This window comes from Apilactobacillus micheneri (genome assembly GCF_006493595.1).
Taxonomy (GTDB): Bacteria; Bacillota; Bacilli; order Lactobacillales; family Lactobacillaceae; genus Apilactobacillus; species Apilactobacillus micheneri.
Genome location: NZ_QUBI01000002.1, coordinates 1 through 26258, shown reverse-complemented (window position 1 = coordinate 26258; position 26258 = coordinate 1). Strand labels below are relative to the sequence as shown.

At 28.6% G+C, this 26258-nt stretch carries 22 protein-coding genes, 2 tRNA genes and 1 pseudogene; 7 read left to right on the top strand and 18 right to left on the bottom strand.

Features of this window, described 5'->3' with window-relative positions; all coding sequences use genetic code 11:
• Nucleotides 1-63: 63 nt before the first annotated feature.
• From DY123_RS01965 to DY123_RS01955, 3 genes are all read right to left on the bottom strand, one after another.
• Complete coding sequence (locus DY123_RS01965; RefSeq protein ID WP_140925010.1) at nucleotides 64-2610, bottom strand: DNA translocase FtsK; 2547 nt, start codon at nucleotides 2608-2610, stop codon at nucleotides 64-66.
• 63 nt (nucleotides 2611-2673) lie between these two features.
• A complete protein-coding gene (gene ytpR, locus DY123_RS01960) occupies nucleotides 2674-3315 on the bottom strand; it encodes a YtpR family tRNA-binding protein (protein ID WP_108982887.1) in 642 nt (213 codons plus the stop codon).
• A 21-nt stretch (nucleotides 3316-3336) separates the two neighbouring features.
• Entirely contained in the window at nucleotides 3337-3657 is a 321-nt protein-coding gene (locus tag DY123_RS01955; protein WP_105964488.1) for a thioredoxin family protein, read from the bottom strand.
• A 111-nt stretch (nucleotides 3658-3768) separates the two neighbouring features.
• Here DY123_RS01955 and DY123_RS01950 point away from each other — a divergent pair, with 111 nt between their 5' ends.
• Nucleotides 3769-4056, top strand: a complete 288-nt coding sequence (locus DY123_RS01950) for a hypothetical protein (protein ID WP_108982888.1) — start codon at nucleotides 3769-3771, stop codon at nucleotides 4054-4056.
• 6 nt (nucleotides 4057-4062) lie between these two features.
• Here DY123_RS01950 and trmB read toward each other — a convergent pair whose 3' ends face one another.
• The 3 genes from trmB to DY123_RS01935 form a co-directional block, all read right to left on the bottom strand.
• Nucleotides 4063-4716, bottom strand: a complete 654-nt coding sequence (gene trmB / locus DY123_RS01945) for a tRNA (guanosine(46)-N7)-methyltransferase TrmB (protein WP_105964486.1) — start codon at nucleotides 4714-4716, stop codon at nucleotides 4063-4065.
• Nucleotides 4717-4842: 126 nt separating this feature from the next.
• The gene (locus DY123_RS01940; protein WP_140933873.1) at nucleotides 4843-6051 is read right to left on the bottom strand and encodes an ABC transporter permease; all 1209 of its coding nucleotides are present in this window, start codon (nucleotides 6049-6051) and stop codon (nucleotides 4843-4845) included.
• Nucleotides 6044-6781 (bottom strand): ABC transporter ATP-binding protein, encoded by a 738-nt coding sequence (locus tag DY123_RS01935; RefSeq protein WP_108982891.1) that lies wholly within the window; start codon nucleotides 6779-6781, stop codon nucleotides 6044-6046. The genes DY123_RS01940 and DY123_RS01935 overlap by 8 nt, the downstream gene beginning before the upstream one ends.
• A gap of 127 nt (nucleotides 6782-6908) precedes the next feature.
• On the opposite strand from DY123_RS01935, the gene DY123_RS01930 reads away from it, so the two are divergent.
• The 3 genes from DY123_RS01930 (at nucleotide 6909) to DY123_RS01920 (ending at nucleotide 8633) form a co-directional block, all read left to right on the top strand.
• Nucleotides 6909-7337: an HIT family protein gene (locus tag DY123_RS01930; protein ID WP_105964483.1), complete on the top strand. Its 429-nt coding sequence runs from the start codon at nucleotides 6909-6911 to the stop codon at nucleotides 7335-7337.
• A 4-nt stretch (nucleotides 7338-7341) separates the two neighbouring features.
• Nucleotides 7342-7650, top strand: coding sequence for a hypothetical protein (locus DY123_RS01925; RefSeq protein ID WP_105964482.1), 309 nt, complete (start codon nucleotides 7342-7344; stop codon nucleotides 7648-7650).
• Nucleotides 7651-7745: 95 nt separating this feature from the next.
• On the top strand, nucleotides 7746-8633 hold the full coding sequence (locus tag DY123_RS01920; RefSeq protein ID WP_108982892.1) for a peptidylprolyl isomerase: 888 nt from the start codon (nucleotides 7746-7748) through the stop codon (nucleotides 8631-8633).
• A gap of 99 nt (nucleotides 8634-8732) precedes the next feature.
• Here DY123_RS01920 and DY123_RS07665 read toward each other — a convergent pair.
• From DY123_RS07665 to DY123_RS01875, 8 genes and pseudogenes are all read right to left on the bottom strand, one after another.
• Nucleotides 8733-10267 (bottom strand): annotated as a pseudogene (locus DY123_RS07665) (IS1182 family transposase); the annotation flags it as partial.
• A gap of 141 nt (nucleotides 10268-10408) precedes the next feature.
• Nucleotides 10409-12859: an ATP-binding protein gene (locus tag DY123_RS01905; RefSeq protein ID WP_140936334.1), complete on the bottom strand. Its 2451-nt coding sequence runs from the start codon at nucleotides 12857-12859 to the stop codon at nucleotides 10409-10411.
• Complete coding sequence (locus DY123_RS01900; protein ID WP_165807771.1) at nucleotides 12849-14042, bottom strand: metallophosphoesterase family protein; 1194 nt, start codon at nucleotides 14040-14042, stop codon at nucleotides 12849-12851. The genes DY123_RS01905 and DY123_RS01900 overlap by 11 nt, the downstream gene beginning before the upstream one ends.
• Nucleotides 14043-14120: 78 nt before the next feature.
• On the bottom strand, nucleotides 14121-16217 hold the full coding sequence (locus DY123_RS01895) for a transglycosylase domain-containing protein (RefSeq protein WP_140934744.1): 2097 nt from the start codon (nucleotides 16215-16217) through the stop codon (nucleotides 14121-14123).
• A gap of 123 nt (nucleotides 16218-16340) precedes the next feature.
• The gene (gene argS, locus DY123_RS01890) at nucleotides 16341-18032 is read right to left on the bottom strand and encodes an arginine--tRNA ligase (protein ID WP_108983070.1); all 1692 of its coding nucleotides are present in this window, start codon (nucleotides 18030-18032) and stop codon (nucleotides 16341-16343) included.
• Nucleotides 18033-18278: 246 nt separating this feature from the next.
• Nucleotides 18279-18349: transfer RNA gene (locus DY123_RS01885), tRNA-Gly, on the bottom strand.
• 58 nt (nucleotides 18350-18407) lie between these two features.
• Nucleotides 18408-18614 (bottom strand): DUF2187 domain-containing protein, encoded by a 207-nt coding sequence (locus DY123_RS01880; RefSeq protein ID WP_105964475.1) that lies wholly within the window; start codon nucleotides 18612-18614, stop codon nucleotides 18408-18410.
• Nucleotides 18615-18700: 86 nt separating this feature from the next.
• Nucleotides 18701-19624, bottom strand: a complete 924-nt coding sequence (locus DY123_RS01875) for an L-lactate dehydrogenase (RefSeq protein WP_140924995.1) — start codon at nucleotides 19622-19624, stop codon at nucleotides 18701-18703.
• A 107-nt stretch (nucleotides 19625-19731) separates the two neighbouring features.
• Between DY123_RS01875 and DY123_RS07765 the strand changes: the two genes are divergently transcribed.
• The gene (locus DY123_RS07765) at nucleotides 19732-20073 is read left to right on the top strand and encodes a DUF1516 family protein (RefSeq protein WP_108983068.1); all 342 of its coding nucleotides are present in this window, start codon (nucleotides 19732-19734) and stop codon (nucleotides 20071-20073) included.
• A gap of 33 nt (nucleotides 20074-20106) precedes the next feature.
• Here DY123_RS07765 and DY123_RS01870 read toward each other — a convergent pair whose 3' ends face one another.
• Genes DY123_RS01870 through asnB form a run of 4 tightly spaced genes read right to left on the bottom strand, consistent with a single transcriptional unit; the run spans nucleotide 20107 to nucleotide 25523 of the window.
• Entirely contained in the window at nucleotides 20107-20817 is a 711-nt protein-coding gene (locus tag DY123_RS01870) for an amino acid racemase (RefSeq protein WP_108983067.1), read from the bottom strand.
• Between the two features lie 11 nt (nucleotides 20818-20828).
• Entirely contained in the window at nucleotides 20829-22079 is a 1251-nt protein-coding gene (locus tag DY123_RS01865) for a carboxylate--amine ligase (protein WP_108983066.1), read from the bottom strand.
• The gene (locus DY123_RS01860) at nucleotides 22072-23613 is read right to left on the bottom strand and encodes a UDP-N-acetylmuramoyl-L-alanyl-D-glutamate--2,6-diaminopimelate ligase (RefSeq protein WP_108983065.1); all 1542 of its coding nucleotides are present in this window, start codon (nucleotides 23611-23613) and stop codon (nucleotides 22072-22074) included. Before DY123_RS01860 ends, DY123_RS01865 begins: the two co-directional genes overlap by 8 nt.
• 26 nt (nucleotides 23614-23639) lie before the next feature.
• A complete protein-coding gene (asnB, locus tag DY123_RS01855; protein ID WP_140924993.1) occupies nucleotides 23640-25523 on the bottom strand; it encodes an asparagine synthase (glutamine-hydrolyzing) in 1884 nt (627 codons plus the stop codon).
• Nucleotides 25524-25771: 248 nt separating this feature from the next.
• Between asnB and DY123_RS01850 the strand changes: the two genes are divergently transcribed.
• Together DY123_RS01850 and DY123_RS01845 are read left to right on the top strand one after the other, a co-directional pair.
• Nucleotides 25772-25856 (top strand) — tRNA-Leu (locus DY123_RS01850).
• A 60-nt stretch (nucleotides 25857-25916) separates the two neighbouring features.
• Nucleotides 25917-26258 (top strand): helix-turn-helix domain-containing protein (locus DY123_RS01845; protein ID WP_140924991.1); only part of this gene is annotated, 342 nt, incomplete at its 3' end.

The following is a 26258-nucleotide window of genomic DNA, read 5'->3' as shown; positions in this document are numbered from 1 at the left end:
ATCTAAACGCCCCTTTTTAATTGTCATTAATTCAATCATAGCAAACTTTTTTCAATATAGTAGCTAAATGTTCAATTTTTTATAATCTTTTTCTGTTAAATATACATCTCTTGGCTTAGAGCCATGTTGTCCAGAAACATAATTACTCTGTTCCAAGGTATCAATCAAACTAGCAGCACGATTATACCCAATAGAAAATACTCTTTGTAATTTTGAAGTAGAAACATTATCTTCTTGAGAAATATATTTCAATACCTGTGGCATTAAATCATCTTCTTGTTCTACTTTATTAACTTGTTTTAATAATGAATCAGGTTGAAAGGCATACTTAGGCTTCCCTTGCTTTCTGACTTCACTAGTAATGTTTTCAATTTCATCATCAGTAACAAAAGTACCTTGTAGTCTAGTTGCTTGGCTAGAACCACTACCTAAATAAAGCATATCACCCTTTCCAAGTAATCTTTCTGCTCCAGCAGTATCAATAATGGTTCTAGAATCCACTTGACTAGATACCATAAATGCAACACGAGTAGGAATATTATTTTTAATAGTTCCAGTAATGATATCAACACTTGGTCTTTGAGTAGCAACAAGTAAGTGAATTCCAGCAGCCCTTGCTTTTTGAGTAATTCTAACAATGTAATCTTGTACTTCACTAGATGCAACCATCATTAAGTCAGCTAATTCATCAATAACAATTACAATATAAGGAATTTTAAGTCCATAGTCCTCATGTTCTTCTGCCATCTTATTAAATTGTTCAACATTTCTAGCACCAGCAGCAGCTAATTTTTCATAACGTTCATCCATTTCTTTAACCGCCCACTTCAAAGCTGCTGAAGCCTGCTTAGGATCTGAAATAACTGGAGAAAGTAGATGTGGCAAGTTATCATAAGGTGCCATTTCAACAGCTTTAGGATCAATCAAAATTAATTTTAAGTCAGCAGGAGTTGCTTTATAAAGTAAAGAAATTAATAAACTATTCAAAAATACACTCTTACCAGAACCAGTAGCACCAGCGATTAATCCATGAGGCATTTTACGAATGTCAGTCATTTGTGGTTTACCCGTTAGATCAACTCCTAAGGCTACAGTTAATGGATCTTTACTATTTTTAAATTGTGGTGAATCTAGAACTTCAGATAGCATAACTGGTCTTGGATGTGGATTAGGAATTTCAATTCCTACGGTTGTCTTACCAGGGATTGGAGCTTCAATTCTAATGTCCTTTGCAGCAAGTGCCATTTTCAAGTCATCATTTAAATTAGTTATTTTACTTACTTTAACTCCTAATTGTAACTTAATTTGAAATTGAGTTACAGTTGGCCCATTTGTCCAATCTACAACGTTAGCATTTACATTAAATGCACTAAGTGTATCGTCTAATTTTTGTGCTTGACTCTCAATCCAATCATCTAAACTATCATCATTATCATTGTTAGGCTCTGATAATAAATCTAGGCTAGGGAATTGATAGTTATGATTTATTAAATTATTGTCTTCATTATCATCAGTTTTTTTATCATCATCTTTAAATAAAGATAGATCTTTTTGAGCATCATTCTCTGAATCCAATATTGATGACAAAGAATGCCCTAATCCAAACTCTTCTTTCGCTTTTGGTTCTACGGCATTGTCATTACCATTTTCTAAATCAGAATCTATATTATTAGAATGTGATTTATGTGAGCTTTTATCATCTTGCTCCATAATTTCAGATGATTGGTTATCATTATTTGGTGATTCATTTAATCCCTCTGGAACACCCGATATTTCATCTTCAGAATCATTTGATTCAGAAGATTTATCATTATAGTAGTTTTCATCATTATCAAAGACTTCTGGTTTATCTAAGCCACTCACATCGTCAGGCTTAGCAGCAACAAAATCTTTACCTTGAGTTTCTTTGTTTTTAATATATTCAAAATCATTAGAATATAAATCTACATACTTACTATATGGAGTTGTATTTTTTAAATCTTCATAATCGTAATCTTCTTCATCTTCAACTGGTTTAACATCAACTTCTTCACTATCATCATTAGAAGATTGATCAAAATTATTATCTTCAAACTTTGATGATACATTTTCTTCACTATCTAAATTATCATTATCATTAGAAATTTGTGATTCATTATCATTATTTGCTAAATCAGAATCTCCATAAGTTTTCTGTTCTTTTAAATTTTTATCTGCTATTGTTGAATGATCAATATTTTTATTTTCATTAACTTCATCTAAAGAACTTAAATCTTCATTTTCGCTTGTTTCATAGCTATCTAAGTCAATTGAATCATTAGATTCATCTGCATAAAGAATCAAATCATCATTAGATTGTTTCAAATTCCTTTTAATATTTTGATAAGGATAAGAAAGTTTTAAACTATAGTATGGAGTATCACTAGCTTGAGATTGCTTCGTTGGTTTAAATGCAGCAGCTCTTTGCGCAATAGGATTTTCATCATCAACGATATCAGATTGATTAACATCCTTTTTACGATCATAGTTATGCTTTTTATTTTCACTTATTTTATTTATATGTCTATTTTCCTGCTTCTTGTTTTTAATACGATACTTGCGATAAAAAGCAGGACCATCATAATGTTCCATATAACTGTCATCCTCAAAATAATTAATATTATATATGTATTAATAAAGAGATATAATATCTCTTTATTTGTCAAACAAAGTAGCAGCTTTATCAAAATCAAATTTAGTTCCTACTTCATAATTATCAGGTAAAATTAATGCTCCTGGTTTTTGTGGTGCATTAGGTAAGTGTAATTCACGACCAGAACAAATCATTCCATTACTTTCTTCCCCTTTTAATTCACCAGGCCAGATTATTAATCCGTCAGGCATCATAGCACCAACTTTAGCAACAACAACCTTAATATCTGCTTGCATGTTTGGAGATCCACTTACAATTTGTAGAGTTTTACCGTCATCAACCGTAGTTTCAGTAATTTTTAAATGGTCAGACTTTGGATGCTCGCTAATTTTGTTTACATAGCCTACAACAAACTTAGGATCATTATCTAACTCAATGTTAGCTGATAAGCTTTGTTTTTTTAAAAATGAATTTAATAAATCAACATCATTGGAAGTTAATTTAATTTGTCCATTCATGTTTGATAAATTAGGCAGAATATGACTAGCATTCAAAAAATTATATCCTAAAATTTTGCCACTATCTTTATCAGACATAATTACTACATCATCTTTATATTCTACATTTTGTTCACCAGTTGTTTCATCCAAAACTACGACCAAAATGTCACCATTTTGTTTAGGGTTGTAACTTGCAATTAACATTCAATTTTACCTCTCAAATCATTAATTTAAAGAATCAATAAATTCTTCAACTTGTTTCTTTGTTTTTCTATCCTTATTTACAAAACGACCAATTTCTTCACCATTATTAAAAGCAACAAAACTGGGAATCCCCATAACACCTAAATCAGCTGCTAAATCAATATTTTCATCACGATCAACTGCTAAGAAATTGTAATCTTTATATTCTGCTTCAATCTCTGGCATAGCAGGTTTAATAAATGAGCAATCTGGGCACCAGTCAGCTGAGAAGAATAAGATATACTTGCCCTTCTCAATTTTCTTTTTTAAATCTGTTAAATCCATTTTTGCTAATTGTTCCATAAATATTCACTCCTTATATATTATAATATTGTTATATTATAACTTATAAAATGGATATTGTTGAAAACTTTGATTATAATGTTTATTATATAACATTTAAATTTGGAGGTAATGAATATTAAACATTATAAATCTTTCTACATTGGAGCTATTGTAGGAGGCATAATCACTATTACTTATGCATTAAATAAAAATAGAAATTATAATATAGAAAAAATTATTCAGACTAAAGTGAATAATGCAAAAATGACTTTTAATAATAATGAAATTTATGGGTATTGGATTATGAAAAAGAGTAACTATTGGGTTGGCGCCATTAACATCAAAAAAGATGAACAGATTATTGAACATCCCTTTGTAATAAATAATAAATACCAACTATCTTGGCAAGAAGACTAATCAATATTAGTCTTCTTTATTTTTATTAAAATATGCAATGACTTTATAAATAGGTCCTTTAGCACTAAATTTATGTTCATATTCAGTTTCAATATTATCTTCCATATATTCGCTATTGTGTAAATCTAAAGATAATAAATCAAAATACATTCCATAGTTATTAAATGTAATTATAGAATACTCAAAGAGACCACGATTATCTGTTTTAAAAACAATTGGTGCATCTTTCTTCAATACTTTTTTATAACTATCCAAGAATTTAGGTGAAGTTAAGCGGCGCTTAGCATGTCTTTTCTTAGGCCATGGATCTGAAAAGTTCAAATAAATGGTGTCAATTTCATGTTCATCAAAGAAAGTATCAATACCAGCACCATCTGTATGCACCATTTGTAAGTTTGGTAATTCTGATGCAACAACTTTTTTCAATGCAATGGCAATTACCGTTTCTTGAATTTCAATTCCTAAGAAATTGATTTCTGGATGTTCTCTAGCCATTTCAACAATGAATTGACCCTTACCAGTCCCAATTTCAACATGGATAGGTTGCTTTTTATTAAAACGATTAGACCATTTTCCTTTCCATTGTTCTGGATTATCCACAATATATTCTGAATGGTCTTTAATAAAATCTTTTGCCCATGGTTTATTTCTTACTCTCAAAAATTTATCCTCCTTATAAAAAATGGTCAAAACAATTTGTCTTGACCATTGAATATGCCAAATTAATTATCGATAAAATACTATCTTTCATTTTAATGTTTACTGTATCATTCAGTCAAGACAGTATTAACTTTTTAATTCAGCCTTATTGATTTTTTTATTCATATATAAATGGGTTAATAAGAAAAGTTCCACAAGATCAATTATTAATAATATCAGAGCTGTATAAACCCCATTACTAAATATTGATACAACAAAGAACAAAGCAATTGTTAGATACATTAATTTATTAATGATATTAACAAAACTACTTAACTTATTTTTGTTACTAATTGGATAGATATAAGTAAATACATTTTCATCAAAATTAAAATAGTAAGGAATCATTTGAAATACTGTTAAGTATATAAATAACATGCTTAATAGTATTACAACATATTTATTGTTAATAAAAAGTATTAGTAATGAACCAATCAAAGATAATCTAGTATATAATCCACTAATTTCTTTATCTCTGAATATTCCTCTTATAAAAAGATATGAAAAAACATTATCATTTTTAAACAATTTCAAGAATGAATCTAAATATTTACGACGCTTAACTTTTCCATCAAGCATTGGCACATCAGTAAACATATTAAAAAATTGATATATACGATGCATTCTACTGTTTTCATTATTAATAACTTTATTCCAGTGAATTGATAAGCTAACACATCTTTTCTTTAATACAATAATATAACCCAAAACTATTAAAGATAAAGCAATCGATAAAATATCAGAAAGCCATATAAAAATAGATAAACTAATAATGGGGAAAACAATTTTAAAAATTAAATTTCTTTTATTACTAAAGTTATTGTACATATCTATAAAAGATGTTCCTAGTATTATATATTTATTAACTAATAACGATATTAATAATATTATTATATAAACCTTACTAAAATTAACAAATGTTTTAGATATTAACGGAATAAGTATCAACCATATAAATATTTGAATAATAGATGCCATTAAATAACTATATTTCATTGCTGAATTAAAATAATTATAAAATTGCTTCTCTTGTGGCAATAAAAAAACATAATCAGCTTTTTTTATAAAATTAGCCAAACCACCTAATTGTAAAGATATAAATAGAATTATTAATACTAATGGTTGGCTCCACCATATACCAATTGATAAATGTTTTATAGCAATTGAATATTCATATAATAATCCACCAAAGATAAACATTAGAGCAATTACAAAAAAATCATTAAATACATATTTAAGATACTTAGTTATTTCAATTAAATGGGCATTGAAACGATTTTTAAATAAACTATTCATTATTTGATTCCTCAGCTAATTTTAAGTATATATCATTCAAAGAGCTATTCTCATCACCATATTTATCTTTTAATGCATTTAAATCGCCTTCTGTTCTAACTTGCCCATTATGAATTAGAACGAAGCGATCACAAAAACGTTGCGCTGTATCTAAAACGTGAGTAGACATAAGAATACTACTCCCCTGTTCTTTTTGATTATTGATTAATTTCAATAAATCATTCACTGCTAATGGATCCAATCCTAAAAATGGTTCATCAATAATAAACAATTTAGCGTTAGTAATGAAAGCACAAACAATCATAACTTTTTGACGCATTCCTTTTGAAAAATTAATTGGAAACCAATCAAGCTTATTATCAAGTCTAAACATCTTAAGTAGTTTGTTAGCTCTTTGCCAAGCAACATTTTCATCCAATTGATATGCCATAATAGTAGTTTCAATGTGCTCTTTTAAAGTTAATTCTTTATATAAAATTGGTGTTTCAGGAATATATGCAATTTGATTTTTATATTTATTAACATCATCAGTAATTGAAGTTCCATTGATTTTAACTTCTCCAGAAAATGGAGTTAAAATTCCAATAATATGATTAATAGTAGTAGATTTACCAGCACCATTTAAGCCAATTAAGCCCACTAATTCACCATCTTTAATATTAAAAGAAATATCTTTAAGAACTGGAATTTGTGAATATCCACCTACCAAGTGCGAAACATCTAATGCCATAAAATATCGCCCCTTAAAAACTTATTATTATCGCAATTATATCATAATTTTAGTTAAGTTATTTTAAGTTTATTTTATGTTATTATTGTTATAGTACGGTAAATTAATAAAGGAAGGAGATTTTAATATGGATGACTGTATTTTTTGTAAAATAGTTAATAATGAAATTCCTAATTATACTGTTTATGAAGATGATATAGTAAAAGCATTTTTAGATATTTCACAAACAACCCCTGGTCATACTCTAGTTGTTCCTAAAAAGCATGTTGCTAATATTTATGATTACGATGCAAAAATGGCTGAACAAGTTTTTGCTCGAATTCCTAAGATTGCTAGAGCTATTAAAAATTCTGCTCCAGATATCAAGGGAATGAACATTATTAATAATAATGGGAAGATTGCTTCGCAATCAGTATTTCATTCCCATTTCCATCTGATTCCAAGATATAGTGAAGATGATGGATTTGCATTAAAGTTTACTGATAACTCTAATCAATACAATGAAGAAACATTGACCCACATTCAAAAGAATATTTCAAAAAATTTGGAGGGTTAATAAAATGAAAAACATTTTAAAAATAATGGGGATTTCTGCTGCTGGATTAGCTACATACTTGTATGTAAATAAGAAAGATCCAAAAAATTTCTTTAAAAATCTATCAACAGATGCAAAAGAATCGTTTGAAAGATCAAAAAGAGTCAATGATTCTAGAAAATCATTACAAAAAAATGTTCAAAAGTTACAACAAGAACTTAAAAAATCTACCCCAGTTATTGAACAATTGCAAAAAGATATTAATGATTTTCAATTTAAAACATCTCCAAGAATAGATATGATAAAAGATAGAATAAATCACTTACAAAAATAATTTATAAAAGTATTTTATACTATTAAAATCATATGCATTGGTATGTTATAGTTAAAAATGGTTATCTAAATTTTAGAAATGGATGTGTTAAATTTATGAATAAAAAATGGTTAGTCGGTATGGCTGCTGCTTTAATGAGTGTTTCATTAGTTGCTTGTGGTAGCAAAACAGTTGCTGTTACCAATGGTGGTAAAATTACACAAAGTGAATACTATAGTAGTATGAAAAACACTTCTAATGGTAAACAAGTTTTACAACAAATGATTTTAGACAAAGTCTTAAACAAACAATATGGTGATAAAGTTTCATCAAAAGATATCAATGCTCAATTTAACCAAACTAAGAGTCAATATGGTTCACAATTTGATGCTGCTTTACAACAACAAGGTATGACTGAACAATCATACAAAGATGGAATTAAATCTAATCTATTATTACAAGCTGCATTAAAAGACAATGTTAAAATTTCAAATAAAGATCTTGAAAAGCAATTCAAATCATTTGAACCTAAGGTTACTGTTAATGAAATCTTAGTATCAGATAAAGATACTGCTAACAAGGTTATTGACCAACTTAACGACAAGAAAGGCAAAAACTTTGCTGAATTAGCTAAGAAGTACTCCAAGGATTCTTCTAACAAGAACAATGGTGGTAAATTAGCTGCATTTGATAATACAAATACAAGTCTTGACTCATCATTTGTAAAGGCTGCATACAAGCTATCAAATGGTGAATACACCAAAGAACCTGTAAAGACTAAGGCTGGATACCAAATTATTCAAATGGTTAACCATCCTAAGAAAGGTTCATCATACAAAGATTATACTTCAGAATTAAAAGATCAAATTGCTGAAAGTAAAATCAAAGACCCTACTCTTCAAAAGAATGTTGTTGCTAAGATTCTTAAGAATGGTGGAGTAGAAATTAAAGATAAGGATCTACAAAACATCTTATCTTCATTCCTAAGCAATTCAAATAACTAATTAAAGCGAAAAATAAAAGGGGCTGTGACATAAGTCTCTACAAAAACAGGATTTACGTTTAATATTTAACGTAAATCCTGTTTTTGTATATAATTTTATAAAATTAATGACTTTTGTCATTAACTTTCTTATGTTTAATGCCATTATAGCAAACCCAGCTTCTTTTTTTACCTTTTCGATTACCCCTAATGGAGAATCTATTAAAACGCAAAGAAGCCTTTAGCCTACCAAAAACTGATTCTACATCTATTTTTCTTTTTGCGTAGATATCACTTGTTTTTGGTGCCAAAAGAAATTCTTTTTGTTTATTTTTAAAATATTCCCATGCATAATTAATTCTAATTTTTCTGGTATTACCAGATTTGGTTAATGCATTAGAATCTATATTTTGATTAATATCATATTTTTCGGACTCATATTMTTTAAAATCACGCGTAAATTGATTCTTATCAGTTCTTTTACGATAACCATTAAAATTAAATCGAATACCATTAGGATCTAGGTAATAATCATCTTTTTCGTTGTAATACCAATTCATGACCTTACGGTCATCACTTTTCCATTTACGACTTTGTTCTTTTAACATTGTTCCATAGGGAATTAAAGGAATGTGATTAGTTAGTTTATCYTCCATAAAACGATAGTTACTTTCAGATCCATAACCAGCATCGGCAACAATATATTTACCCAAACTATTATTCTCAATTTGTTTATTTAAGAATGGAATTAAAGYACGAGTATCAGTGGGATTTTGATAAATATCAAAATTAGTTATGAATTGTCCACTAGTAGCAATTTGTAGATTATAAGCAGGTTTAAGTTTTCCATTTAACATAGGATCTTCCTTAATACGCATAAAGGTAGCATCATGATCAGTCTTAGAATAACTATTACGATTAGCAAATATTTTATTACCTTTTTTGATATTCCATTTGTTTACATTTACGAAAACGAAGTTTTCTTTTAATGGATTTTAACTTACGACGATTTTGTTTATTGGGATTAGGTGATACTTTTTTATTCTGTTTAATTTGATAATTTAAATCAGCTAAACAATTCTCTAAATGGATAATAATTTCATCTAACTCACTTGTTGAAATGTCAGAGTTATCTGGAAGTTTACCTAAATATTTAACATCATTCATGTCATGTAGTAATTTTATAATCGCTTCGCGATTTAATTTATCGAATCTGATTATATTTTTACGCCAAACAAAAGAATACTTATTAGCATTCGCTAGTATTTTAGTCCCATCAATAAAACTTACATCATCAATATAATAATTTTTTCTGAGATATTTAGTTAATTGATTCATGCATTTACTAATTAAATTTTCTGCTTCATCTGAAATCCTAAATCGACAGATTGTTCGATATGAAGGAAATGAATTTTTAGTTAACCAACGTGCAGGTAAATTTTCTTCTGCCAACTCACTAATTTGGCGACTACTAAAAATTCCTTTTGAATAGGCAAATAAGGTTAATTTTAATAGTGACCGTAGGTCATATTTTCGTGGTCTACCAAATATATATTTTTCTTCTAAACCAATCATTTCAACAATTTGATTGATAATTTTTACTTGATGATTATTTTTAGGTTGCCAATTTTGAATATTTAAAATATAATTATTCATTGAAATTTCCTTTCGTTGGGGGAATTTATTGAAACGATATCGGTTGTGTCGATATCGTTTTTATTATACATAAATAATGCTCGTTGGAAAACTTAAGTTCCAACGAGCATTATTTTTAAGAGACTTATGTCACAGCCTCTTTTATTTTTCATTTAGATTGATTATATTATCTAGATTATAATGTTCAAAAACATTTTCATTACAAGTTACATATATTATTTGTAATGATTCACTAATTTTATCAAGTAATTTATACGCATTATGTGAACGATCAAAATCAAATTCATTGAAACCATCATCAATAATAATAGGCATTTTATAATCACGACCAAATACAACTGATAATGATAATATTAATGATAAGTATAATTGCTCGATTGTTCCTCTTGACAACTCTCCTGCATCGAATTGCAATTTATCTTTTCTAGTAACTTTCAATTTACTCTTGTAGTAGGTTATTTTTATATAATTATGATTGGTTAATAATCCAAAATATTCATTAGCTTTTTCTTGAAACATTGGAATTCTATCTGCAGTTGCAATATTCAATGACTTATCAATCCATTGTCCTGATAATTTCATAGTCAACCACTCATCAACCATATCATTAATTTCAGTTTCTAAGTTGGCTTTCTTTTGTTCTAAATCTTGATAAGTACCATCTGAGGTCAAATGTTTAATATTAAATTTATTTTTTTCAATATTTTTACTATTATCTAGCATTTGTTGTTTTACATTCGATTGTAAAATCTGATACTCATTTAATTTATCTTCAATTTCAGTTTTACTTTTGAAATTTTTAAGTAATTGAATTTCATTTTCACCAAGTTGCTTTTTAATATCAGCCTGTCTGTTATTTTCCTGAATAATGGACTGTTGTTTATTAAACTCATCATTAAATTCATTCGAGGTATTAATATTTCTTTGCTCAAAAAATTTAATTAATTGATTTTTTAGTTTTTCTTTTTTATTTACTAATTCATTTTTTTGAAATAAATATTTATTAATTATCTTTGTTAAACTATTATTTTCATCGATATTTTTTTTATTTTTTTTAACAAAGTCATCGATTATAGACATATTATTACCATAATTATCGTCTAATTTAAGATATTCTTCAGCAAAATGCCAATTATCAAAATAATTATTAATTTTTTGCTGAATTTCAACTAATTCATTTTTATATTTATTAATATCATCTTGAAAATTATTAGTTATATTATTATTTTGCACAAGCCATTGTTTAGGATCATTACTACTAAAGCCATATTTGTCTTTGTAAAATTGAATTTTTTTATTAAAATTATTCGATTGATTATATTTAATAATATATAAATATATGGATAAACTGGCTAAAAATAAACCTATTATTTTTAAGATACCAGGTAAAAGTACAACCAATATTATTCCTAAAAAAATTAATATTAATTTGATAGTATTCATTAAATTACTAGATTCCCTATTATTGTTAAAGTTGTTTAGCCTAATTATATTATTTTTATCAGCTATACTTAATTCAACATTATGTTCATTAATAAATGATTCTTGTTTAGTTTGATAATCATTTATTAGTTGTTTTTTAGTATTAAATGAAGTAACCAGATCGTTAATGGAGTCAGATAAATTATATAGTCTATCAATTTTATCCTCACTTTGTTCATAAAAATTTAATTGATCGCTATGATTAACCTTATCTTTAGCATCATTTATCTGGTTATTAATAATTTCAATTTGCTTATTATTTAATTCAATATTATTTTCAATTGAATATAATTTATTTTTAGAAGCATCATCAAAATCAGACTTTAAATTTAAGCTTTGATGATTATTTAATTGCTCATATAAAGACCAATTATTTTTATGATTATTTAATGTATAGATTCTATTATCTAAATCTTTAATCTGATTATTTAACTGTTCAACTTTCTTATTGGCTAATTGATTATTATATAAATAATTTTCATATTCATTAAGGTTACCCTTACTATCATTAATTTTGGTTAATAGTTTTTCGTAATCTTTTAGCTTTTTATTTAACGGTGGTTTCCTACCATTTGGAGCATATAGAGACCTAGATTCTTTATCTAATTTATCATTAATTGCAAGCCATTCATTGCTACCAACAAATCCTACCTTTTGAATTCTTTCAATTAATTCATTGTTATTTAGTTTTGAAATATCTTTAATTTTTAAATCGCCAAAATAAAAGATATGTTCAAAAGTTTCACGGTCAATTGGTCCTAATATATCAGACAAGATATTTGAATCCGTATCACACTCATTATCTAAATCATAAACACTTACTTTTCCACCATAAGTTCCAGATATCCTTTTAACTAAAAAATTGCGATTATCGTCTGTAGTAATAGATAAGCTGCCACCATAAGAACTAGTTTCTTTAGGAATATATTGCTCATAAGAATGTCCACGACCATCTTTATATCCAAATAATATACCAATTACTAAACTTAATAATGTTGTTTTACCTGATTCATTATTTCCATAAATAATTTGTAAATTATTTTTATTTAAATTAAAACTTTGATTTTGCCATTTACCATATCCATAAACTTTTATCTGATTAATCTTCATCTATATTCCCCTTATTGCCCAACAAATTAATTTTAGCTTGTTTAAGTAGATTATCTTGAATATCATCATTATCCAAGTGGTTTTGAATGAAATCATATTTAGATAAACTTTTTGATATATAAATAATATTATCTTTAGTAAAGATAGATTCAGCAGCTTCTTGCCAAATATCATCATCGATACTTGATATTTTTTCATTATCGTTAATACTAAATCGAATATCATAAACCCAAGCATTTAAATTATCATATTCTTCTCTTAATGTATTTTGAATTTTTGATAATAATTCATCGTGATTAATATTCAATAGATTCTGCTTTATATTAAATGTAATCTCTAATAAATGAATTTTAGAATATTTATTTTTATAAATTTGGCTCATCAAATCATTGATAATTTGATTGGTATTATTTTCATTAATATTCATTGTTAAATTATCCCAAATAATAACTGATGTTTCATGAAATGAAACATCCAAATTACCATTTACATCGTTGATTAAAAGGTACCCTTTGCTTCCTGACTCATTTTTATGACGTCCTTGAATGTTTCCAGAATAATAAATAGGAGGATTGGCATTAAGTTGTTGCATTTTATGTATGTGACCCAATGCCCAATAATCATATTTCTTATCTAATAAATCACTAATAGTAAATGGTGCATAGTTATCACCAGTGTTAGCTTCACTACCATGCAACATCCCAATCTGAAAATCAACGTTTGATTTCACAGGATAATTATCAATCATTTTATCGTTAATCCAACGATTTTCATAACTAAAACCAGTAATTGCAATTTTCTTATCATTTAAATTAAAAGTTTTAGTTTCAACCTGATTACCAAATACATAAACATTGTTGGGTAATTTTAGATCAGAAGCAGATATATTTAAATAATCATGATTTCCAAATATCATAAATACTTTAATGTCAGCTGCATTCAATTTATCTAATTCTTCATAAAAAAAATTATAAGTTTTAGGAGTTTGGTTATCACGATCAAATAAGTCTCCTGCCAATAATATAAAATCAACTTGTTGATTAATAGCATCTTGAACAAGATTACTAAAAGCCAAAAAAGTTGAATTAAAGATTTGTTCCCATAATTTTTGTGGTATTTCATCATCCATAAGTCCTTCAAATGGGCTTTCTAAATGTAAATCTGCAGCATGAATAAATTTCAATGTAATAACTCCTTATAAATAAAACGTCGTATCATTAGTATATTAATGATACGACGTTTTGTATATATTGGTCAATTTCTATTGGTCAATATATTTTTTTGCACTATTAAATAAATCACTAGCACCCTTTTTTAAACTGTTAAATCCTTTACCAACATTATTAGTGAAATTACTTGCGCCTTCTTGTACATCATGCCAAATACCAGATTGAGATTTTTTGGCTTTTGGTTGGTGTTCATCTTCATATTGAGTTTGAGCATCCTGTACATCAAATTTATTATCACCTGAATTAGGTAATATATGTTGCATTTCATTTCTAAATAAAGGACCAACTCCACTACCACTAAGGTTTTCTAGATGATGATTTTTGTTAGTGTTATCAAATCCCTCCCAAGTAGCAACAACTACTTTAGGAGTATACCCAATTATCCATTTATCACGAGTAGCATCAGAATCACCTGTATTATCTGCTTCTGTACTACCTGTTTTACCGGCAATCTGATATCCATATGGCTTAGCACCAACACCAGTCCCATTATTAAATACACCTAACATCATACTTGTCATTTGTTGTGCAACTTTTTTGGACATAATCTTTTTGGATTGATTTTGATCATTATTTACAATTACTTTTCCAGAAGAATCAACAATTTTCCTAATATAATGAGGTGTAGTCATATTACCATTATTAGCAAAAGCGGTATATGAACCAGCCATTTGTTGTGGTGACACTCCACTTGAAAGCCCACCTAAAGCTAAAGCTAAATTATTATCGCTTTTATGAATAGGTAATCCAAATGATTTAACTGATTGATATCCTTCATTGGCACCTATTTTATTCAATAACCATACAGCAGGAGCATTCATACTATCAGCTAAAGCTTTATACATTGGAACGCTACCTGTATAAGAATTACCATAGTTTTCAGGTGTATATTTATTCTTACCATATGACAGTTTTTTATTAACCAAAGTGGAATCATAATTATAACCATTTTGCAGAGCTGGAGTATAAACAGCTAAAGGTTTCATAGTGGAACCAGGCTGCCTTTTAATTTGGGTGGCACGGTTATATCCTCTAAAGACATGTTCACCACGACCACCAACAACTGCACTAACCCCACCATTACTTGGATTAACAGCAACTGAAGCAGCCTGTACTTTAGTTCCATCACTAGCATTACTAGGAAACATACTATCGTTAGCAAAATCATTTTGCATATTAGATTGCTGATTTTGATTTAAATTAGTATAAATCTTGTAACCACGATTCATAATATCCGATTCGGAAAGTCCATACTGATTAATTGCCTCATCAATAACTGAATCAAAATAATAAGGATATTTATAACTATCAGTATATTTGTAATCATTTACCACATGAATTGGCATCTTTTTAAGATTATTAGCAGTTGCTTGGGTTAATTTACCGTTTTCCACCATTAGCTGCAATACTGTATTCCTTCTTTGAAAAGCCAATCCTGGATGATCAACTGGATTATATGCACTTGGATTAGTTAGCATTCCGGCAATCACTGCCGCATCTTGTATTGGTAAATCCTTAGCATCCATACCAAAATATCGCTTAGATGCATCTTGAACACCATAAACTCCATTACCAAAATAGGCATTGTTCATATACATAGTTAAAATACTTTTTTTAGAATAAATATTTTCTACTTGAATAGAAAGAAATAGTTCTTTTAATTTACGACTAAAAGTCTGCTCTTGAGTTAAATAAGCGTTCTTAACCAATTGTTGAGTTAAAGTACTACCTCCACCACTAATATAATTACGATGCATAATTTTATTTTTAGCAACTGATAACATAGCTCTTGAAAAGCCTTTTACAGAAAATCCATATTCATGATAAAAATTACGATCTTCAGTAGATAAAATAGCATTAGGAAGATTTGAAGAAATATTTTTATATCCAACATAAGTTCCTTTTTGTGAATATATTTTACCAGCATTGTTATTATTAGCATCATAAATTACTGTAGATTTTTCAAGCGAAGACTGTAAATTACGAACATCGGTTGTCTTGGCTACATAGGTACAATAAGCACTTACTATAAAAATAAAGGATAATATAGTTACAATAATCCATCTTGTAATTTGATATTTATGCCATATATTTTTTAGCTGATGCTTTTTAGTATAACTTTCTTTCATATATTAAATTTTCTCCTTTAGTTAGTAGGAAATTATAATAGTTCTATTTTAACCCAAAATGACAAAATATGGGTAAAAAAAGAAAGCACATTTAACAAAAGTTAAATGGTGCTTTCTTATATCTTACATTTCTTCAGGAGATTTAACACCTAATATTCTTAATGATTCTTTTAGAACAATAGATACAGATTTAACTAATGCTAAACGTGCATCTTTTTCATCATCATCATCTAAGATTTTGGTGTGAGCATAATATTTATTAAATGCTTTTGCAAGTCTTAATGAGTACTTAGCAATAACTGAAGGTTCAAATTCAGAACATGCCAATTTAACCATTTGAGGAAAATCATTAAGCAGTTTAACAATATTCCATGATTCTGCATCATTAAGTTTATTATCAGAAATACTGAATTCGGTCTTACCAGATTTTCTTAAAATACTTTCAGCACGTGCACGTGCATATTGTACATAAGGACCTGTTTCCCCTTCAAATCTTAGTTGATCTTCTAGGTTAAAATCAATATTATTTATCTTTTCATTTTGTAAATCACCAAAGACAATTGCTCCAACTCCAACTTCTTTAGCAACTTCATCTTTATTAGGTAAGTCTGGATTCTTTTCAGCAATTTGTTTCTTAGCAATTTCAATCGAATCATCTAATACTTCATCTAATAAAATAATTCTTCCAGATCTAGTTGAAAGTTTTTTACCATTAACTGTAATTAAGCCAAATGGAATATGATGTAAATCTTTAGCTGAAGGAATACCCATTTCAGTTAAAACAGCCTTCAATTGTTTGAAGTAATATGTTTGTTCTGAGCCAACAACATATAAATTCATTGCTGGATGATAAGTTTCATCTCTATACATTGCAGTGGCAATATCTCTAGTAATGTATAATGAAGCACCATCACTCTTTAAGATAAGTGCTGGATTTAGATTGTATTTATCCAAATCAACAATGGTAGCACCTTGAGACTTAGTCAATAGGCCTTTTTTATCAAGGTCATCAACTACCCCTTGAAGTTTATCGTTATAAAAAGCTTCCCCGTTATAAGTATCAAAAGAAACACCTAATTTATCATATATTTTTTCGAATGCTTCAATAGATACTTCACGGAACCATTTCCAAAGCTTAGTTGCTTCTTCATCACCATTTTCAAGTTTTCTAAACCAATCTCTAGCCACATCGTCTAGTTCAGGCTTTTCTTTATCAACTTTATGGAATTTAACATAGTATTTAACTAAATTATTGATAGGATCCTTTTTGACGTCTTCCTCATTACCCCACATTAAGTATGCAGTAATTAACTTACCAAATTGAGTTCCCCAATCACCTAAATGATTATCCTTAATAGGTTTATAACCATTCTTGCTTAAAATATTAGCAACTGAATTACCAATTACAGTAGATCTTAAATGACCCATTGAAATTGGTTTAGCAATGTTAGGTGATGACATATCAATAGTAACGTTACCACCATTACCATCATTATTCTGACCATAATTTGATGATTGTGATAAAACATTTGCGATAACATTTTCACTATATTTAGCCTTATCTAAGAAGAAGTTAACATAAGGTCCTGCAGCTTCAACATGATCAAAATCATTTTGATCAATTTTTTCTACAATATCTGATGCGATTTGTTGAGGTGCTTTTCTGAATTTTTTAGCTAAAATAAAAGTAGGAAAAGCTAAGTCTCCCATTTTTGAATCTTTAGGACGTTCAATTTTATTTACAATGTCTTCAACATTCAATGTACCATCTAAAGCATTGGACAATGCTTTGGCAACTAGTTCTTTATTTTCCATTATATTTTCCTCCAATAAAAAAGTCTCTTACAGTAAAAAGACTGCAAGAGACGAGATAACCCGCGGTACCACTCTATTTGATATTATATATCCGCTTATTTTATTATAAAATATTCTAAAAAGTACGAATTCAATATGCTTGATTCTTCGGCTTTCACCAAATCCGAAGTCGCTAAATATCAAAACATACCTACTAATCTTTTATTACAGAATATATAAAATCCACTTAGGTAGTGATAATCACTAAGCGGGTAACGGGAATCGGACCCGCGACTTAAGCTTGGGAAGCTTATATTTTACCACTAAACTATACCCGCAGATACAAATAAATTATATCATACGTTGCACAATAATGCATATACAATTTAGTTGATATTATTTTTTAGCAATTTTTGCTTTCTTTTTACTTACAATTGCTCTTTGGTTATATTCATTAATTACTACATCATCATCTTTATGATGTTCATTAATAAGAACCATTACAGAATTTTCATAAATTTTGTCAACAGTTCCAGCGAAATCATGCTTCAAATAACCAAAACGTGGAGCAGATATATAGTCACCAATTTTTAATTCAGCCAAAGTTTTCACCTCATTTGATAAATTTGTGTTATTGATATTATCAAACAATTTCAACAATAGCAAGAATAAATTGTAATAAATATATATTATTTATTTTCTTCAAATTTTTGGTTAATAAAGGCAGCAGAATATTGTAATTTTTCTAGTTCTTCTTTTGTTAAATTTAGGTTAATTTGTTTTTCAATTCCATTTTTACCAACAATTGCTGGATATGATAAATAAACACCATATTCCTTGCGATAATTTGATACTACTAATTGTGACTTAGCATCCGAAATAATTGCATTTGCTAATTTAACTGCAGCAGTTGCCACACCATAATTAGTGTAAAATTTACCTTTAAAGACCTCAAAGCCACCATCCCTGGCATCTTTATCAAGAGTATCTAAGTTTAAATTATTTTCTTTAACTAAATTTGTAATGGGTTCACCAAATACTTTTACTGTAGACCAAGCGGTAAACTGAGAATTACCATGTTCACCCAGATTATATCCATCAACAGATCTGGAGTCTATATTAAGTTTTGCAGCCACTGCTCGCTTCATTCTAGCAGAGTCCAGTAAAGTTCCAGTTCCAATAACTTTTTCTTTAGGTAAGCCCGTTTCTTTTTGATAAATTGAAGTAATAACGTCCACTGGATTTGTAATGACATCTAAAATACCATTAAATCCAGAATCTTTAATTTTAGTAGATATCGATTTAACTGCTTCTACGTTATTTGATAATTCAGCAAAACGATCATTTCCATTAGCTTGTCTAATCAAGTCAATATTACCTACAGCTGAAATAATAACATCAGCATCACTTAAAGCTGAGTAATCATTAACATAGATGTTTGTATGAAATGGTAAGTTAGGCATTGCATCTTGAAAATCTAATGCGTCTGAATTCACCTTTTCTTCATTTTTATCAATCAATACTAAATCATCAGTAAAACCACTTGCAACGATATAATGGGCAACTGTAGATCCTACATGTCCCATTCCGATTACACCAATTTTTCTAGTCAAATTAAATCACTTCTATCTTTAGTTTTCGCTTATATTACCATTTATAATTTATAAATTCAAACTATAAATAACTTTTATGTTAAAATTACTAAAAAGGAGATGATAGAATGCTTATATTTCTTGTGTTTACAATAATGTTTATATATATATTATCAATATTAATAGGACTCACTAGAATTTCAGTCAAAAGAATTATTAATTGGTTAATCATTAATAGAATTTTATATATACTGTTGTTTATGTTCGATGGCATTTTATCAATACGAGTTTTTCACAACAATAATATAGAATCATTTATTACTGTTATTTTAGTAATAATTTCATCCATAATGGTAGAAATAAATTATTCAAATAAGCAAAGAAGTCATCTAATGACTATAAATATGCTACTTCTTATATTATCCATACTATTACTATTAACTTTCAATCTAATAATTGTAAAAAAATAACGTAACTCTCAAAATATAAGAGTTACGTTATTTTTATTTTTGTTCATTATGCAAAGCCATATCAATGGTTCGATCCACAAGCACAGATTGTGCATCCACTAAAGGATAATTATGATCAGAAGCTCTTTCTTGAGCTAATGATAGCTCAGTACATCCCAGGATAACTACATCACATTTCATTTCATTAATCATTTCATCCAAAATATGATGATATAGTTCAGCATTCACTATATTTTTTTCTTTGATATATTTATAAATTAAATCCATAGTTTCATCTTCAATATGCTTAGTTGGTTTCACTAATTCATAATTGAAATTACTAATTTCATTATCATATATACCGTCATAAATAGTTCCCCGAGTAGCAATTAAGCCAACTTTTTTTGCTTTAGGATATACTCGCCCTATTTCTTTAACTGCTTCTTTGGGCATATGCAAAATAGGTATATCAGTGATTGATTGAAGTTTACTATAAAAATAATGGGCAGTATTACATGGAATAACAAAAAAATTAGGTTTTAGAGAACTTTGCTGTTTAATATCATCCATAAGTGGTACTAATGGATTGGGTTTAGAATTATCCAAAATATAATCAGTACGATCAGGAATCGTAGCGTGATTTACTAATATATAATTTAAATAATCTTGATCAGAATGAGCGGGGGTCCGCTTATTCAAAACATGAATATAACTTTCAGTTGCTTCTGTCCCCATTCCACCAATAATTGAAAAAAAGTTTTTCATAAAATCATTTCCTATTTATTTGTAAAATATTTTTGGAAATTTTTAGCATAAATATGCTTCATCCAAGTTACCAACATCCATCGTTTGAAGTTACGATCTTTGTTATACCAAAAAGTTGTTCCATATTGATGATTATTTATTAGTTTCATGGCATATTCTTTGTCTTCATTATCTTTAGCATATTTTTTAAAGACTTCTTTACCAACACCTAACCATAACCAATATTTGGATTTGTCCTTATTAGCATAAACTGTATCTTTATCCTTTAAGCTATCAAAAACATAATCTTGAACAGCCCAATCAGCAAGATTATAGCCATTTAAACTAACAAAGAAACTACTTCTCCCCTGTCTTAAGTTAATTTCAAATAGTTTAAATGAATTATCACGAATATCATATTTCATATCAAAATTAGCATATCCAGTAAAATTAATTGCTTCTAGGAAAGTTTTTACCATTGAATATAATTTCTCATTATATTCAGGTAAGATAGCTACATAATTACCAATTGAAGATGGTGATGGATCTTCTAATAAAGGATGACCCAAACACATCATCTTAACTTTATGATTTTTATCAACATAAGCGTTTAAAGTTCTCATATTACTATCATCGCCAGGAATAAAGTCTTGCAAAATTAGGTCAGATGTATATCCATTATCATATATTTTGCTAACAATATCTTTAAATTCAGCTTCTGATTTAATCGTAAAGGCCTTTTTTCGCCCTTCAAAATGAATATCTAGCCATTCAACACTATTAGTAGGTTTTAAAGCTACTGGGTAGCCAAATGGCTGTTCAATATCTTCATCGCTTTCATATTCACTTTTACTAATAATTCTGGTTTTAGGATATGGTAAAGAAAACTTTTCACATTCTTTATAAAAGTTCTCTTTGCTGTTTAATTTTTTAATCAATTCATAATTAACATATGGACAAATAAATACATCGTCTAATTCATCCTTATGCTTAGAAATTAACTCTGCATATCCATCACCACAACCAATTAAAATTACTGGTTCAGAATGTTTCGAATACTTTTGTTTTAGTTTAAGCATCTCTTCAATCCACTTAGGATCTTCACTAAACCCATCAATTAAAGATAAATCTACAATTTTAGTATATCTTGTAGGTGCCAAAGCTTTTTCAGCATAAGCTTTAACTGGCTTACCATATTTTTCATATAAAGATCTAGCCATACCATAAGCATTAAAATCACTACCTAATAGTATAACCGTAAAATTTGATGTATTATTACTCATTTTCTATTCCTTTCAAAACATTTTTGACTACAACGGAGTCGGTTTCGTAAGGAGTATCAACACCGTTTATTTTTTGATAGGGGTCTCTGCCCTTACCTGCTACTACTATTATAGAATTTTTATCGCCAGAATGAATAGCCTTACTAATAGCTAAACGACGATCTAATTCAATATGCACATTAACTTTATCATGATTAATATAGGAATCAATTTCATCAACAATTGTAGCTGGATCTTCAAATGCAGGATCATCGGTCGTTAAAAAGGCTTCATCCGCATTTTCAGTTAATGCCATTCCAAATCCTTTTCTACGATCTTCTCCTTTATTACCAGGACTACCCACAACTACAATTACTTTTCCATCAGGATTACCATGTTTTAAAAAACTCAATAATGCATGCATACTAGCATAATTGTGAGCATAATCAACATAAACGTTCCCATGACTTTTAGCATCATAAGATTCCATTCTACCTGGAACAAATACAGTGGATAATCCGTTGCTTACATCATCACTGCTTGCACCAGACAATCCAGTAGCAATAATTGCTGAAGTCGCATTAGATTCATTATAATCTCCTGCTACAGCAATTTTATATTCGCCGTCCAATTTCATGGCTTTAGCTTTTTTATTATTAGAAACTAGCTTAATTTTATTATCACTAATAGTGTCTGAGATACTATCAAAGATAAAATCTGGATGACGATTGTCAATCAAAGATTGATCATGATCACTAAATAAATAAATATTTTCCGGTTGAGTAGTAACTTTGGCAGCCATATAAATATCTTCAAAATGATCAGTATCAGCATTAATAATACAAATATCTGAATTGACTAAAAGTTGTTCTTTACAGTGCAAGTAATCAGCAAATGTTGGATGTTCGTTAGGCCCAATATGATCAGGAGAAATATTTAAAAATAATCCGATGTTATATTTAAGACCATAAACACGATTTTTCTTATATGCTTGAGAAGAAACCTCCATAACCATATGAGTCATCCCATTATCAACAGCCATACGCATATATTTAAAGATATCTAAAGACTCAGGTGTCGTAAGATGTGATTTAAATTGTTGATCAGGATTATTGCCAACAATGGTATCAATTGTTGATAGTAATCCTGTTTTGTTATTAGTAGTATTATCTAAAATACTTCTGGCAAAATATGAAGACGTAGTTTTACCTTTTGTCCCAGTATAAGCGATCGTAAATAAGTCATTCTCTGGATAGCGATAAAAGGCAGCGCCTATAAGAGACATTGCCTTTTGTACATTCTTTACAATAATTTGCGTTAAGTTGCTTCCTTCTGCGTATTTTTTTTCAGATACATAGCCAGAAGCACCAGCAGCTTTAGCCATTGTTAAATACTCTGGTTTAAAGTTTCCCTTACAAAAAAATAAAGCATTGTTATGAACATTTCTTGAATCATAAGTCACATCATCAAATTGTTCATTTTTATTAGGAACAATTTTAATTAGTAAATTATGTTCAGATAAAATTGTTTTGATTTCATTAATTCCAAGTGACATTAAAATTCATTTCCTAACATTTAAATTTATGCTTGTAATTCTACTTTATTAATAGTATCTGCATCAGTATTTTCTGGGAAGTAAACCTCATACCAGATAATAAATAGATAAGGTGTCATAATTTTTTGCATACTAGATTTACCTTCATCATGCTCTTTAAGAATTCTCATCAATTCATCAGTATTAAAGAACTTTTGTGCGACATCTGAAGTAAATGCACGAACAATACGCTTATGGAATTTAGGTTCTCTAATCCAAGAAGCAATTGGTGATGGGAAACCTAATTTTTCTTTCATTGCAACTTTTTCAGGAAGTGCATTTTCAGCAGCTTTTCTCAATGAAATTTTAGTTCCCTCATCATTAATACGCGTTTTAATTGGCATTGTTGAAGCAAATTCAGCAATTTCTTTATCAACCAATGGTGTTCTTACTTCAAGAGAGTTAGCCATACTCATACGATCAGCTTTTTGTAGAATATCAAATGGTAACCAAGTATTAATATCAAAATATTGCATTTGGGTCATTTCATCTTTATCTTTAACTTCATCAAAGATATGTTTTGAATATGCTCCAGAATCACGATTTATACTAGGATCTTTTAATAAACGATTTCTGTCATCATAATTAAATACATAATTAACTCGATAATAACGTTCACTTAATGGTTGCGCACCACGAATTAAGAAACGACGACCATGAAATCTTGGTAACTTAGTAACCATTGAAGCTAATGATTTTCTAATAAATCCAGGAACATATTTTTGATATCTTTCGAATGGTTTAGCTTCAAGATAAGTGTTGTATCCACCAAAGAATTCATCAGCACCTTCACCAGATAAAGCAACTTTAACTTGTTTTCTAGTCCCTTTTGATAAATAAAACAATTGAATAGCTGAAGGATTAGATAATGGTTCATCCATGTAGTACATCATGGTTGGTAAGAAATTGAAATAATCATCATCAGTAATCTTAATTGGTGTATTTTCTTGACCAATTTGGTGAGCAAAATCAGTTGACCAAGATAATTCACTATATTTTGAATTATCAAAGCCTAGTGAAAATGACTTAATAGGTTTTAATTTAGAAGCTTCGTTTAATACGTAACTTGAATCAACCCCACTAGATAAGAAACTACCAACCTCAACATCAGAAACCATGTGAGTTTTAACTGAATCTTTCACAAGACTCTCGATTTTTTTGGCATCGCCTTCAACAGTTTGTGAATTATCAATATGATCGTAATTGAAATGGTAATAACGATGGGTTTCTGTTTGTTTACTATCGATATGATGAACAAAGTATGTACCGGGCATTACTTTATAAACATTCTTAAACATTGTTTCCTCTGAAGGAATGAACTCAAAGCTTAAATGAATAGGTAATAATCCAATATTCAATTCTTTGTTAAAAGCTGGGTTACTCAAAAAAGCTTTAATTTCAGAAGCATACATAAATGTATTACCATCATCATAATAATATAATGGCTTAATTCCAAAATGATCTCTTGCACCAAAGATTTCATTATTAGCTTTATCATAAATAACGAATGCATACATTCCACGAAGTTTTTTTAATAAACCGGAACCCCAAGCTTCATATCCACGAATTAAAACTTCTGAATCAACATCAGTTTCAAATTCATATCCTTGTTCTTGTAGTTCTGCTCTAATTTCTTTATAGTTATAAATTTCACCATTAAAGGTTAATACCTTCTTTTGATCTTTACTAAATAAAGGTTGACCTCCATGGGCTAAATCAATAATTGATAATCTTCTAAAACCCATTGAAATATTTTCATCTTGAAAATATTGTTCATCATCAGGACCACGATGTTTAATTCGATCTGCCATTTTACTGATAGTATCAGTAGGAACATCTTTTTGATTTACATATCCACAAAATCCACACATGTCGATTTATCCCCTTTTATATAACATAATAATTTTATTTTATAGTTTATTTTTAATTTTAAATTCTTACTAATATTATTGTACCAAATGTTATGCAATATGAACCATAAATCATAAAATTTGTTAGACAATATTAATTAGTACACAAACTATTATTAAGTATAAACATATAAAGAATTCTGTAAAGTATAATATTCCTGCTAAAATTTGTTAAAAGCCATGATATAGGTATACAATATGTACTATATGCCCTAATGGCGGAATTGGCAGACGCGCAACGTTCAGATCGTTGTTTAGTTTTTCTAAGTATGGGTTCGAGTCCCTTTTAGGGCATAAAAATAATCACACTTGAAGTGAACCCCTAAAGTGAAACAACACTTTAGGGGGTTTTGTATGGCAAAATTTAGTTTTGAGTTAAAGAAAAAAATAGTTAAAAAATATTTTTCTGCAGGAATTGGTTCTACTAGTCTTGCTAAAAAATATAATATTAAAAGTAGAACAACTATTTTAAATTGGATTCATATGTATAATGCCTTCGGCATTAAAGGCTTGATTGTAAGAAAACCAATTAAAGTATATTCTGGAAATTATAAACGAAAAGTGCTGCATTGGATGCACACTAACCACAGTTCGTATCCAGAAACAGCACTTTTCTTCAACATATCAGCCCCGAGCACCATCTTTGCTTGGGAGCGAAGATTGGAGACTAAAGGCCTAACTGGATTATACACTAAT